Below are 13,062 nucleotides of genomic sequence, written 5' to 3'. Positions count from 1 at the left end.
ACCCCCACATCTGTAATAAACTTATCATAACATGGGTCTCAAGACTTAGTCAGTATTATACCGCTAATAATTTTGGCGAATTTTCTTTTTGTTATGGGTTTGTTAAGTTTTTATAACGACAAAATATCCCATAAATAAAGAAAATTTACTCAAATGACTACAAACAACAAATCCAATAGATTAGCCAAGTACAAGGAAATATTGAGGTACAAAGTGAATTTGGGACAGTGAGCGGAACGGGTTCTCAATCTTCACACCGTCATGTATAATGAGAATTATTATCATTTGTGTGGAGTGAGGTTGAATTTATGAATATTCAGGAACATATTTTGCTATGGAATCAAGCTGCTATCAAGGTTTTGGATGTTCGCTATATGAAAATGAATAAGGGTGAAGACTTACGCTCATACCGATTGCCTGCAAGTGCTTTCCTGCAGCCGTCCTGCGGAAGCGCGTTGCTATCTCTGGATGGAAATACCTATCAGGCGAAGCCACTGCATGTGCTGCATGGCTGTAAGGGAATGCACCTGGACATTTGGCAATTGGAGGAACAATTCGAATATTATCTTATCTTCTATACGGCAGTCATTCCCTTACCGTGCAGACAAGAGATTCAGCAGCTTATGGAACGCAACAATCCGTTTCATGTTCAATATGGGTTCGAGCCCTATTCTCCAGTATCTCTTCTCCTCAGAATTGAGGAGATGGATCGGGAATGGAGACTTTCAAATACCTTGGAACGATTTCATGTAAAGGTATTATTCTATCAATTCGTCTATGATCTGCTATGGCAGCTTTATACACAGGAGGTTACTATCCTGCAGGCAGACCTTGTATCGCAAGCGGTCCGCTATATGAAGGAGCATTATTCGGACACGATTACTGTGGAGTCATTGGCTGCGCTTCTTGATTGTAGTCCGAGACATCTGACGAGACTATTTCAAGAACGGATAGGCCACAGTCCCCTCGATTATTTAATCGGGATTCGTATGGATATGGCCAAACGATTGTTAAGTACTACAGACGCGACGATTCAGGAAATTGCATATGGTCTCGGTTACCAAGATAGATATTACTTTAGCCGCTTGTTCAAAAAGCATATAGGCAGTTCGCCAAATCATTATAAAGCACAAGCTGCAAAGGCTTCTCGTCCGAATCGTACATTATTTGTGTCCGAATTGTCTATTGGCGCTCGCAGGGTTCGGAGTTATATTGATAGTGATCTTGATAATCATTATCAATACATACGTGAAGGAGTATTACCGATGACTAGAAACTGGAAGAAACCATCCATGGCAGTAAACCTGCTGCTTATGTTTGCTTTGCTGCTTGGCGCATGCTCCAGCATGCCGAATTCCAATGCAACGAATGCAAGCTCACAAACCACGAATAACACGGCTGCACAAGCCACCGCTGACAATAGCAAGGGCGTGTTGAACGACACCAGCATAAAAATTGTTGATGACCGCGGGGAAACTATCGTCTTGAATAAACCAGCCAAAACGATTTTAACCTTTCCCAAACCTCTAGCCGAAACGGCAGTCGCTATCGCAGGAGACGCTGAGCGAGTGGTAGGAATTCACCCTGCGTCAAAAACCATGATTTCCCAACGGGTGCTGAGCAAATATTATCCGAGTCTCAAAAATGTGAACTCCTCCTTTACCGTTGAAGGTGGGTTTGTTCCGAACATAGAAGAGGTACTGAACATTAAGCCAGATATTGTATTTCAATGGAATATGGGAAAACCGGAATATTACGAGTCCATGGTTAAGGCTGGCGTTAAAGTCATCACCATTGGATGGGGACCTTGGGATAAAGAAGTGGCAACGATTCGTATGCTTGGTGCAGCACTGGGAAAAGAAGAGCGAGTCGATCAATTATTGGCCAAGCAGGATGCAGCCAAAGCAGATATTGAAAAAATCGTGAAGGACATCCCACAGGACAAACGTGCCAGCATGCTGTTGATTAGCGCTCTTGATGGCAATAAGATCTCCGTTCATGGCGATAGTAATTTTTACCATGGGATTCCTGGAGTGAAGAATGCCGCCTATTAAGAAGGGGTATCCAAAAACACCATGCAGGTCAATGTTGAGCAAATTTTGGCTTGGAATCCCGATATGATCGTCATTCATGAGGCAGCTGTGGGAGTGAATCCAAGTGCGATTTATGATAATCCGCAATTTAAACAATTAGCAGCTGTTAAAAATAAGAAGGTGTATAAGCTGCCTGAATTCGCATTAATGTCCCATATGGCCTCGTTAACCTGGTATTGGTATGGAGCACTGGCTTATCCAGATAAATTCTCTACCCACAACATCAGAGATGTCATTGCTGAAGGTTACAAGTTCTCCTATAACATTGCTCTTACAGACGAAGAAATCAACCAAGTGTTCAGACTTGACGCTAATAAGGACAGTCAGTATTATGTTGAAAAATTTTCAAAAAAGTGAAATGAAGTAAATTAAACCAAGCTGATGAGGAGATTATTATGATGCAATATAGAAGTATAGCCAACACCGATATGAAAATCTCGAGAATCGGCTTCGGGGCACAAAGATTTGAGAATCCTCATGACAGGGACGAATGCGTTGAAACCGTTCTGCACGCTTATAAGAATGGCATTAATTTCTTCGATACAGCCATGCAATATTGTGCTGATCAGTCTGAGTCCATACTCGGAGAGGCTATCATCGAAATGAAAAAAGAGCCGCTTCCTTTCCACATTTCCTCGAAATGTTATTACGGCGATTCTGCGAATTTCAGGGAGATGCTTGAGAGGAGTCTGAGAAGATTAAACCTGGAGCGAATTGATTTCTTTACAAATTTGTGGGGGGTCAAAAGCTACGGAGATTGGTTGGAATGCTTAAGATTCGGAGCAGTGGACCAGATCATCAAAGCTAGAGAAGAAGGCTTGATCAAACACGTATCCATTACTACCCACATGCCTAGTGAGGATCTGAAAAAGGTATTAAGTGAATATCAATTCGATATTAACATTGTCGGGTACAATGTGCTGAACGCACCATGGCGTACAGAGGGGATGAAAGCCACTCAAGGGATGGGAATCGGTAATATCGCTATGAATCCACTGGGAACAGGCATTATTCCGCAGTATGAGGATGTGTTCAAGGCAATTTGTATTAGAGAGAAGCAAAGCATTGTCGACGGTGCTATTCACTATATGCTGTCCAGTCCTTATGTAGATAGTGTGTTGGTTGGCTTGCGCAACAAAAGCGATGTTCAAGATGCCATAGATTCCTTCAATAGTTTTGAGCCTTATACAGAGGAAGAAAGCAGGCTTGTTCACACCAGACTGCAAGAAAGTATAGCCAAGCTTGATTACGCTACCCGTCATAAAATCGCTATGGATATTTGCCAAAAAATGTATATCAATAGAGAAGAGGTAGCCGCCTTAATGGATGTGTACGTGTTGTCCATCTGGCGAAATTAATATGCGATACAAGAACACATATTTTTTTGTAACGACTACGATTCTTTTTATCGCTGCTACCGTTGCTGCTTTGTGTATGGGTAGATATGTGATGAGTCCCGGCGAGTTATTCCAGGCTATCTTCTCCCCAGGCAGCTTGAAAATGGGAAGTTCGGGAGCAACCGTTATATGGGATATCCGCTTTCCGAGGGTAATCGTAGCTGCTGTTATTGGCGCAGGTCTGGCCGTATCTGGAGCCTGCCTGCAGGCGATGTTCTCCAACCCCTTGGTTAGCGAGCACATATTGGGTGTATCCTCAGGAGCAGGCTTCGGTGCAGCGCTAGGAATTTTCCTTTTCAGCCAGACCATTCTGATTCAAGGTCTGGCCATTATATTCGGTTTGCTCTCGATGGGGGTAGCCTATTATCTGAGCAAGAAGGATGGTCAAGTCAAAATATTGAAGCTCGTGCTAGCCGGAACCGTCACCAGCTCCGTATTTGCTGCTCTGACTTCCCTGATTCAATACATAGCCAATCCTGAACAGCAGTTGCCGAGCATTCTGTTCTGGCTTATGGGAAGTCTGGCTGGCGCAACGATGAAGGATGTCCTGACAACGATCCCAATCATTATGATTTGCATAGCATTGGTCTGGAAATTACGATGGCAGTTAAATATCATTTCTCTCAAGGAAGAAGAAGCGATATCCCTCGGAATTAATCTGAAGCGAATCCGCATCATCGTCATATTGACAACCACAATCATTACTGCGCTTGCTGTAGCCACCTCCGGAATTATCAGCTTTGTCGGTCTGATTGTTCCCCATTTTGCAAGGATGATTGTAGGGGCGAACAATAAGATATTGATTCCTGCGAGCATTAGCCTCGGGGCTCTTTTCATGGTTGTCGTAGATACGATGGCCCGCACCCTGACTGCTGCAGAAATCCCACTTTCTGTTCTGACCGCACTGATCGGTGCGCCTATATTTGGCTATTTGCTGAACAAGACGGGAGGCGTGTGGAGTGATTGAGGTCGTCAATACTTCTTTCTATTACGAGCAGACCCATGTATTATTCAAAGATCTAAGCTTAACCGTCAAAGAAGGGGAAACATTGGCGGTGCTTGGGGTTAATGGAGCAGGCAAAACAACGTTCATTAAATGCTTGATGGGCTTTCAAAAGTTTAAAACAGGTTATATGTGCATAGATGGAACCCAAGCACAAACCCTTTCTTTGACAGATTTCTGGAAACGGATAAGCTATGTGCCACAAGCCAAGCACACCAGCTTTGGATACAGCGTAACTGAAATGGTCGTGATGGGGCTATCTCCCTATATAGCGATGGGCAATACACCCACCAAGGGAGACTATCTCAAGGCCCGAGATATGATTGATCAAATGGGACTAGCTGGAATTGCCAAGAGGCCATGTAATCAGATAAGCGGCGGACAGCTACAGATGGTGTTAATCGCCAGAGCGCTGGTCAAGAAGCCAAAAGTATTGATTATGGACGAACCAGAGTCTAATTTCGATATGAAAAATCAATTGATGGTTTTGGAAATAATAAAGTGGCTGAACAAACAAAAGCTAACCATAATCATCAATACGCATTTTCCTGCTCACGCACTAAGAGTTGCCGAACAGACCTTAATCATCGGTCAAAACGAGCATGTTATTGGACAAACTGAACATATCATAAGTGAGCATAATCTGGAGAAATACTTCGGTGTACAATCGGAAATGATTAGTTCGAGCAAGAGTGGAAGGACTGTTAGCGGGATTCTTCCTACAGAGTTGGTGCATCCCATGAAGCTTGATTCTATTTCGTGATAGGCGATTAGAGACGAATGGTATGCTAACGGCCATAGATGTCAATGAGCAGGTCTCCATGTTACTGGAGGCTTGTTTTTTGATGAATTTGAAGTTCTTTGCAATATTAGATCCTTGAACATGTTTAGAAGTGAAATAGATAAATACTTACGATTGAGGCAATAATAATGAAAGAATTTATGACAACGGTTATTTAAGGACAAATCTGATGAGCTAACAAAAAGGAGAAACTATGATTCAGGAATTAATGGCTAACTCTAAAAAACCTGCGGTGGTTACGTTCACACAAATCTTAATATATCTTAATGCGATCGTGAATATAGGTAACGGCATCTACTCTCTTGGCTCCGAAGGAATTGTAAAGATAACACTATCCATTGCAATGATCATCCTTGGTATTGCAGCAATTTGGGTAGCAACTCGCCTAAACACACCCATCGCATCCCGACTTAGGAGTGCCATTGTACTTTCATGCATTCTTATCGTACTCCGTTTAATCGAGTTTACTGTATGGCATAGCTTCGGATTACTGCTTGGCACCGTCCTGCCTATACTCGTTATTTGGAGATTGAACAGCATGGAATCTAAAAAATGGTTTGGTTTATACTAAATGGAATACATTCAGAAAAACAATAAAGAGACCTTTATGAAGAACCAGCAATTACTGAAGCTCAGGCATCAGAGTACCTTCTGAGCATATACGGATAAGATTTGAAAATTTTTTTAACGGAAGAATGTCTAAAAAAACCATAAATGTCCATTTGAAAGGAAATAATCCCGATATGATCGGGATCAAGTTTTGTTTCGCATTAATATTCAACTTCGAACACATCATCATTTACATCGTCATAACGAATCTGCTTCGTATCTTCAACCATAAACCCTGTTCGTTCATGTGCCTCTGTGTCTTCGTAAATTGTTTCAGAATCTCCATCAGTTTCAATATTGATTTTTTCATTAGGCATATTGAAAAATTCCCTCCTTTGTTCTGAAGCTTATTTTTTCCAATGATAAATTTTTTATTCCTAGAACATTAACGGTTCCTAAAAACACTGGAAAAACAAAAGGAGAAGCTATTCCAAGAGTTAGGACAATATTCACCTCTTATAATATATTTGAGAATTATATTTTCAAATATGAGAATAAAAATAAAAGAAATCATCTGTACCAGACAGTGTTAATGAAAATTTGATTTTATTATAACTTAATGAATAAAATATGTAGTAATACATAACTAATGTGAAATAATGTTCTGGTAAAGGGGACATATTGAAAGGGGAAGCTAGCCTACCCGTAATGCAATTTGAAGATGATGCTTTTAATATATATAATTAACTAAGATTCTAAATTTATTAAGTGAGGCGGTAATTAAAATGGAAACAGGAAATAAAGTAACATTAACGGTAGAAACCACAGTTCATGCACCAGTTGAAAAAGTGTGGGAATATTGGACAGAACCACAGCACATAACGAAATGGTCTTTTGCTTCTGATGACTGGCATGCACCAAATGCCGAAAATGATTTAAGGGTTGGCGGAAAATTTTTTACAAGAATGGAAGCAAAGGATGGAAGTTTTGGATTTGATTTTGGCGGAGTTTATGATGATGTGAGAATAAATGAATTTATTTCTTACACTATTGGAGATGGAAGAAAAGTCGCGATAACTTTTATTAGTCAAGAAAGCGATACTAAGGTTATTGAGGCCTTTGAAGCAGAAACCACCAATCCCATTGAAATGCAAAGAGCAGGCTTTCAGGCGATTCTAGACAATTTTAAAAAATATAGTGAAATTTCTAAAGAAAATTAGGATAAAATGATTCGGACATTCAGGTTTATTCACAATTACTGATAACACTAAATTTAAAGACCTTCTTAACGGAAGGTTTTTTCTTGTGAACAATTTAAATAAAAATAAGTGAAAAAGATATATTACGATAAATGAAAAGTTGTCGACTTTGATATCGACTTTAATGAAGTGTGGTATGCCTTTGCGGAAGTAAAAGGAAGATAATATTACGATACAATGTTACTTTCGTTGCCTGTTCATAAGTATAATGGTTCAGGCCGAATAACTACTTTGACATTTTTGGGCATATTTCTGTTCAATAATCTGAACATTCGTATTCTTCCAAATGGGTTTGCCGTATGAATAATAATCTCTGAAGGAAAAATTTTATTGCTTACAATGTATTTTACAACTTCAAAACCTGATGGACTACCAAAACCTAAATCATGATCCAATGACAACACATTGATTTTATTCTTTTTAATTAGATGGATACATTCACTCACATTTTTAGCTAATTGAAACCCCTTTGGACAAGGGCGAAGATCATCAAGGAACACATTTAACATGTAGTATTTCAACTCCAGAGTGAGTCATTAGGGATCTTAACTGTATATGATTAAATGTTCATGATTGATTGGGTTGGTCAACTAAATGTACGGAGTCGATCCGTCTCCCTGAATGGAGATGAAAAAGTTGTTTTATTTTATAAGTGAATTATACAAAAATATTACGTATTCAAAACGTATCTTTCTTCAGAAGATAAAGTGAGGAGATAAGAAAGAAATGATAAAAACATATTTGTATGATCGACAAAAGATGTTGAATACTCTTATTCTTGCAAGTTTAATTATGGAATCATGACAACCCTATATACTGAAAATGCTAAAATTATGGGTGCTGGCATGTTAATACTTATATTTATAACTAGACTAGAATCCTAAAGTATTGGTAAAATATACTAGAATAATTTGCCCATACAAAGGAGTTGGTCTTGTGAGTATCGTCCCGAAAATATTAATTGTCATGATGCTTGTATTTTCTTTAATCTCACCTATGTCTGCACTTGCTGATGAATCAAATTATACTGTTTATATCAATAACAAGAAATTAGACAGTGAGCACAGTCCTTTTGTAGAGAATAATATTATCTATGTGCCTCTTTGGAGCGTCTTAGGTCATCTTAATATGTCTGCTGAAGACTACGATGGGGTTTTAAGGATTAATCATCCTTATAGGATATTGCTAATTAAAGCAGACCAAAATCTAATGACTTATTTCGGAACAAGTATGGAAGTTAATTCGGCAAGATTAGATTATCCTGTTGTTTCTAAGGATTATGTGCTGTATGCACCACTGGTCTTTCTCCAAGATTATTTAGATATGCAAATAGCCTATGGTGAAAATGATAGAATCGATATCACAGCTGGAGACTATAATAAGGGTGTTTCTTGGGCTAATTCCAATAGTAATAAGAACACAATAGTAAGATCCGCAAAGCAGTTGAAATTAGATGCTGACGCTGAAAGTTACTGGAAAGAGCAAGACTACTTATGGCGCGCTGCCACAAGTAGTAAAATTAACACCGATCTTTTTGGTTTTCCTTCTTATTCTAAACTATCAATAGTAGGCTACTCTGGATCTACTGTGACGTTAACAAATGGAGAGAAAACAAAAACAGTGAAATTCAACTCCATGGATTCAATAATGGCGAGTTTACTTTTAATAGATCCACTAGAAAAATTCAGTGTATCTGACCGAGCACTTATTAGAAAAGGCAACATTGAACTAGGGATGAGCAAAGACATGGTTATTATGATAGCTGGAAAACCGGATAAAATTAATACTACGGAAAGTAAGTTCCACTATTCTGAACAGTGGGTTTATCGATGGAGTTCTTCAACTAGCTACTTTTATTTTGATGGTTCGGGTAAGGTTGCAACTATCCAAAATTAGGGGCTTTTATGTCAACATTTATTGAAAAGTCTATTCCGCTGGTTCATCCATTACAAAGACGGATCTCAACGTTAAAGCAACCTACATACTCATAACGATGTGTGCTTGTGGGAAATGAAAATAGGCCACTTAGATGAGCTTGACGAGAGCAAGTTTCATTATGAGGAGTTAATGTTGGGTAAAGCAAACAAAACATAAACATAAACAGAAAGGTTGTTTCTAAAATTGGCGTATCTTATAACGGATTTGTTGAATTATCTAGAAAAATCAAAGACTGTAATGTCGGTAAGTTATAATGGTGCAACAATAGAAACGGGTACTTTGTTAGTCGATATCCAAAATAGCTTTTTAAAAATAACTACTATATAAGATGAACAAAAGAAACACACAGCCCGAGCGGAGAAAGCGGACCCTTCTGGAGAAACGAAGTGTTCGCCTTTGCAGACGGATTCTTACCCCTATGGGGCTAAGAATACAAAGAATCTGGCTGCAACAGCGATTGGAAGAGGGGTCTGCTTTCGCAGCGCCTCTTTGCTGTCATGATGTTTAGTTCATCTTATATAGTTCAAGAGCTGACCAAAATTTATATATACCGTTTTCTTCAATTATATTTATTCAAGGGAATACAATATATTTAAGATGAAATATAGATCTTAATGTTGAGTCAGGCGCTCCAAGATCGATTCTAAGGCTGTTGTATCCTTCTGAGGAACAATGGCTTTTTGTAATATCTGGAATCAAACAAAGACACACCATGAAGCATAAAAAATAATTCAAAAAATACGTTTAAATTTCCATATTATGGATTATCATTAATGAGGATATTTATATGAATAGTTCAATATCATAACTTACGTATAAAATCAACACCAATATTATGTAAAATATTGTATATTAACAAATGTAAAATATACTAAGTATGAATCAATCGTTCCCTGGTATATTAACTTATTGGAGGTCATTTTTATGAGGAAATTTGTAATGGGCGCAGTTGTAGGTAGCATACTCTCACTCTCAACTGTTGTGGTTGCATCTGATTCAATACAGACAGTCTTGTTTCCAGCTTACTTTACAATCAATGGTCAACATGCAGAAACAAATAAAGATTCTCCAGTGCTTAATTATAATGGTCAAACCTATGTTCCTGCTCGTTTCATTGCGGAGCAATTAGGAGCATTTGTCGATTATAACGATGACTATAAAGAGATAATAATTAATCATTTTCCATCTCATAAGGATATTCTTACTGATAACAAGTATCCTAATGTTCATTTCAGTCTTATAGGTGTCTATTTGGATGGAGATTATACGGTAATTAGAGGAATGTTATCAGTAGACAAATTAGAAGACCCAACATTAAAAGAGAAACGTGACATCGAATTTAGCTTAAATTTTTATGACGAAAGCGATACGTTTATTGGAACAGCATCAGGATCGTCAAAGACAGGATCATCTTTGGATAAGAAAACTATAAGTACAGGTGAAATAAAGATTGTTAATGCTGGAGAAGTTGGCGACTTTTCAAAATTTTCAAAAGTAAGTTTTCAGGTTACAAGCTTTAAATAAATCACACCATGAATCGTGTATTTTATTGGGAATAGATGGGTTAATTTTGAAAACACTTGGCAGAGAAGTTGTATTCAAAGCAATATCAGGAAGTATTAAAACTTCAAAAGTTATTAAGAACACTAGTTAGGTGTATTTTATAAGACATTGAAAGGTACATTTTATTTAGTCCTTAATGATTTCCTAATATTGATATACAATGCTACTAGTCCAAGAAGCGAGCTAATGAGAATAATAGGAATTGAATTCCTTTTTTTAAAATTTTTAACACTTTTCTCACTAAATTCTCGTTCACCTAATGAGGACATTTTTTGCTGAATTTCTTTCATTCTATCACCATCTAGTGGATCAATAAAAGCAGCTTTAATTCCTATAATAAAGCCTATCCCCAACCAACTTAATATCGCTATTAGAATCCAATTCATTTAGGTCACCAACCTTACTCATAGATCATTTTATCTATATGTATATTATATCGTATATCATTGTTATGCCACACTATAAAACTCATGTTTTATTGGAATTGAAGAGTTTATAATTTGTGAAGAACTAATCTGATTTTTTTGTCTATAAAGTAAAAATGTAGTTTATAAGCAACATATTGTTTTAGGTTTCGCTATTATTATGAGAGGGGAGGGAATTTGATGAAATTTCTGTTTCCAGTGGTTTTTCTTGTCGCTTTGACTGGATGTGTTAGAAGTGATGTTCAAAGCTTTGCAAGTAATAAGATGATAAATTGGGAAAACCGTGTGTATATGGTGACTGATCAACAAATAGAAAATACTGATAAATTACTTGGAACAATAAAGTTAAAGTCTAACAAGGAGAAAGATCTTAGTAGAAACTATAGTTCAAATTTCTATTCAGTCGGTACTGCTGTGTATTCTATTGCAGGATTGGATTACAAAGATTCAATAGCCATACAAGAAGATGGAGACAAATATGTTAAAGCTAACTCAAATAAATAGTTATGAATAATAAAGAAACTGAGAATCAAATTTGAGTTCTCAGTTTCAAAATAATCACTTTCGGAAATAATCGATTGATCAGCCATGTATGGGTACTGTCCTTCAACAACTTTATTTCCACTCTTCTCGGCAGAATTGCTCTGAAAACTAACAAATAGACTTTCATTTTCGTTAATTAGAATGTAAGTGTTGTCGTCTGACTTATTAAGTTCGTCCAAATGAATGGCCTTATTCGTGAGTAGATATACCATTTAATTGAATTACGAAAACAGAAATAGTTGAATGTAATTTAGAGTAAATAATTCCAATACATAGATATACCCACACTATCTAGAATAATCTTACGAAAATTCTAGATAGTGTTTTTCACAAGTCAGATAACAAATATGGAGGCATGATGAACAACGAGATTACCAAGCGTTCTCTTGTGATTTTAATCTTGAGTGGCACACTAATTATTACTGGTGCTAAACAAGCAGGAGAAGCGAAAATAGACACCTTAAAACATCCAACCGTCACAATGTCGGTAATGTCAGAAACAAAGATTGAGAACATGGAAGTATCAGAACCTGAAGTTCCTCTTGTGACCTCTTCAGAGACTGAAACTAAAGTTGACAAAAAAGGATCAAAGGTAATCACTATGAATGTTAGCGAATATTCAAATCATGAACACTCTACAGGTAAAACCCCAAGAAGCAAAAACTATGGAATTACTGCTTCTGGAAGTAGAACTGAAGAAGGAAGAACTATTGCTGCTGATTGGAAAGTGTTGCCCAAAGGAACCAAAGTATATATCGAAGGCATTGGAGAAAGAGTCGTTGAAGATAAAGGTGGAGCAATAAAGGGTAACAAGATTGACGTATTTTTTGAGAGTGAAAAAGAAGCTTTGAATTTTGGTCGTCAACAATTGAACGTAACTATTATAGATTAATAAAGGATGATATTGATCAGCTACGAGCCTATTGAAGTAGTAGCATAATTGAATTGTGATAATGAAACGAAGACTTGGAGTGGGTATAATTTAATGCCCACTGTAATAACTAAGTTTTGATGGATATTAGGATGACGGTGAATTTGAATAAATTTAGATATCAAAACGCAAGATGTATGTTCTAGCCTGAAGAATCATCCTGAAATTTGACTTTCAATGGGAATAAAAAAACCTAATTGAAGACTCTCAATTAGGTAATAAGGGTCTGTCAAATCTTTTGTGTAAACTCATTTAAAAGACTTCTCCCCCAGGGGAGAAAAATTTTCATCGCAGATGCTGGCCGATGCGATCTGGATAGAAAACAGATAGCTGGAGCAGCATTTGCCCCCAGTTTTGGACGCGGCCTGTCCACTTTCGAGTGACATCCATGGTGGCCAAATAGAGCATTTTTAAGAGAGCTTCATCCGATGGGAAGATGCTTTTTCCTTTGGTCACCTTTCGAAGCTGACGATGGTAGCTTTCAATAATGTTGGTCGTGTAAATGAGTTTGCGAATCTCTGGCGGATACTTAAAAAAGGTAGCCAGCTCGTCCCAGTTA

Annotated in this window: 13 protein-coding genes and 1 pseudogene; 10 read left to right on the top strand and 4 right to left on the bottom strand. The window is 37.6% G+C overall.

What is annotated here, in order from left to right; all coding sequences use genetic code 11:
* Nucleotides 1-308 precede the first annotated feature (308 nt).
* From BM210_RS35875 to BM210_RS27625, 5 genes and pseudogenes are all read left to right on the top strand, one after another.
* Nucleotides 309-2,450, top strand: a pseudogene (locus BM210_RS35875) (helix-turn-helix domain-containing protein).
* A 38-nt stretch (nt 2,451-2,488) separates the two neighbouring features.
* On the top strand, nt 2,489-3,451 hold the full coding sequence (locus BM210_RS27640; protein ID WP_091175540.1) for an aldo/keto reductase: 963 nt from the start codon (nt 2,489-2,491) through the stop codon (nt 3,449-3,451).
* Nucleotide 3,452: 1 nt separating this feature from the next.
* Nucleotides 3,453-4,457, top strand: a complete 1,005-nt coding sequence (locus tag BM210_RS27635; protein WP_091175538.1) for a FecCD family ABC transporter permease — start codon at nt 3,453-3,455, stop codon at nt 4,455-4,457.
* Nucleotides 4,450-5,256 carry an ABC transporter ATP-binding protein gene (locus tag BM210_RS27630; RefSeq protein WP_091175537.1) on the top strand — a complete coding sequence of 269 codons (807 nt, stop codon included), beginning with the start codon at nt 4,450-4,452 and terminating at the stop codon, nt 5,254-5,256. Before BM210_RS27635 ends, BM210_RS27630 begins: the two co-directional genes overlap by 8 nt.
* Nucleotides 5,257-5,488: 232 nt before the next feature.
* Entirely contained in the window at nt 5,489-5,866 is a 378-nt protein-coding gene (locus BM210_RS27625) for a hypothetical protein (protein WP_091175535.1), read from the top strand.
* A 199-nt stretch (nt 5,867-6,065) separates the two neighbouring features.
* Here BM210_RS27625 and BM210_RS35055 read toward each other — a convergent pair whose 3' ends face one another.
* A complete protein-coding gene (locus tag BM210_RS35055) occupies nt 6,066-6,221 on the bottom strand; it encodes a hypothetical protein (protein ID WP_177238035.1) in 156 nt (51 codons plus the stop codon).
* Between the two features lie 408 nt (nt 6,222-6,629).
* Between BM210_RS35055 and BM210_RS27620 the strand changes: the two genes are divergently transcribed.
* Nucleotides 6,630-7,064 carry an SRPBCC family protein gene (locus BM210_RS27620; RefSeq protein ID WP_091175533.1) on the top strand — a complete coding sequence of 145 codons (435 nt, stop codon included), beginning with the start codon at nt 6,630-6,632 and terminating at the stop codon, nt 7,062-7,064.
* A gap of 236 nt (nt 7,065-7,300) precedes the next feature.
* On the opposite strand, the gene BM210_RS27615 is transcribed toward BM210_RS27620, so the two are convergent.
* On the bottom strand, nt 7,301-7,612 hold the full coding sequence (locus BM210_RS27615; RefSeq protein WP_091175531.1) for a cyclic-phosphate processing receiver domain-containing protein: 312 nt from the start codon (nt 7,610-7,612) through the stop codon (nt 7,301-7,303).
* A 427-nt stretch (nt 7,613-8,039) separates the two neighbouring features.
* Here BM210_RS27615 and BM210_RS27610 point away from each other — a divergent pair, with 427 nt between their 5' ends.
* Nucleotides 8,040-8,999, top strand: a complete 960-nt coding sequence (locus tag BM210_RS27610; protein WP_091175530.1) for a stalk domain-containing protein — start codon at nt 8,040-8,042, stop codon at nt 8,997-8,999.
* A gap of 966 nt (nt 9,000-9,965) precedes the next feature.
* Entirely contained in the window at nt 9,966-10,565 is a 600-nt protein-coding gene (locus BM210_RS27605) for a copper amine oxidase N-terminal domain-containing protein (protein ID WP_091175529.1), read from the top strand.
* A 161-nt stretch (nt 10,566-10,726) separates the two neighbouring features.
* Here BM210_RS27605 and BM210_RS27600 read toward each other — a convergent pair whose 3' ends face one another.
* The gene (locus BM210_RS27600) at nt 10,727-10,990 is read right to left on the bottom strand and encodes a hypothetical protein (protein ID WP_091175527.1); all 264 of its coding nucleotides are present in this window, start codon (nt 10,988-10,990) and stop codon (nt 10,727-10,729) included.
* A 219-nt stretch (nt 10,991-11,209) separates the two neighbouring features.
* Between BM210_RS27600 and BM210_RS27595 the strand changes: the two genes are divergently transcribed.
* Together BM210_RS27595 and BM210_RS27590 are read left to right on the top strand one after the other, a co-directional pair.
* Nucleotides 11,210-11,533, top strand: coding sequence for a hypothetical protein (locus BM210_RS27595; protein WP_091175525.1), 324 nt, complete (start codon nt 11,210-11,212; stop codon nt 11,531-11,533).
* Nucleotides 11,534-11,927: 394 nt separating this feature from the next.
* Nucleotides 11,928-12,464 carry a 3D domain-containing protein gene (locus tag BM210_RS27590; protein WP_091175524.1) on the top strand — a complete coding sequence of 179 codons (537 nt, stop codon included), beginning with the start codon at nt 11,928-11,930 and terminating at the stop codon, nt 12,462-12,464.
* A gap of 324 nt (nt 12,465-12,788) precedes the next feature.
* On the opposite strand, the gene BM210_RS27585 is transcribed toward BM210_RS27590, so the two are convergent.
* The coding region (locus BM210_RS27585) for a transposase (RefSeq protein ID WP_143101109.1) at nt 12,789-13,062 on the bottom strand (274 nt) is incomplete at its 5' end.

Source organism: Paenibacillus sp. 1_12 (assembly GCF_900114475.1).
Classification (GTDB): domain Bacteria; phylum Bacillota; class Bacilli; order Paenibacillales; family NBRC-103111; genus Paenibacillus_S.
Note: the sequence above shows the minus strand (reverse complement) of the source record. Positions and strands in the feature narration are given on the sequence as shown.

What these genes read in the sequence shown, in the direction of transcription:
- BM210_RS27615 (WP_091175531.1), bottom strand. Translation starts at nt 7,612, where the DNA reads ATGTTAAATGTGTTCCTTGATGATCTTCGCCCTTGTCCAAAGGGGTTT.
- BM210_RS27605 (WP_091175529.1), top strand. Translation starts at nt 9,966, where the DNA reads ATGAGGAAATTTGTAATGGGCGCAGTTGTAGGTAGCATACTCTCACTC.
- BM210_RS27600 (WP_091175527.1), bottom strand. Translation starts at nt 10,990, where the DNA reads ATGAATTGGATTCTAATAGCGATATTAAGTTGGTTGGGGATAGGCTTT.
- BM210_RS27595 (WP_091175525.1), top strand. Translation starts at nt 11,210, where the DNA reads ATGAAATTTCTGTTTCCAGTGGTTTTTCTTGTCGCTTTGACTGGATGT.
- BM210_RS27590 (WP_091175524.1), top strand. Translation starts at nt 11,928, where the DNA reads ATGATGAACAACGAGATTACCAAGCGTTCTCTTGTGATTTTAATCTTG.
- BM210_RS27635 (WP_091175538.1), top strand. Translation starts at nt 3,453, where the DNA reads ATGCGATACAAGAACACATATTTTTTTGTAACGACTACGATTCTTTTT.
- BM210_RS27625 (WP_091175535.1), top strand. Translation starts at nt 5,489, where the DNA reads ATGATTCAGGAATTAATGGCTAACTCTAAAAAACCTGCGGTGGTTACG.
- BM210_RS27620 (WP_091175533.1), top strand. Translation starts at nt 6,630, where the DNA reads ATGGAAACAGGAAATAAAGTAACATTAACGGTAGAAACCACAGTTCAT.
- BM210_RS35055 (WP_177238035.1), bottom strand. Translation starts at nt 6,221, where the DNA reads ATGCCTAATGAAAAAATCAATATTGAAACTGATGGAGATTCTGAAACA.
- BM210_RS27640 (WP_091175540.1), top strand. Translation starts at nt 2,489, where the DNA reads ATGATGCAATATAGAAGTATAGCCAACACCGATATGAAAATCTCGAGA.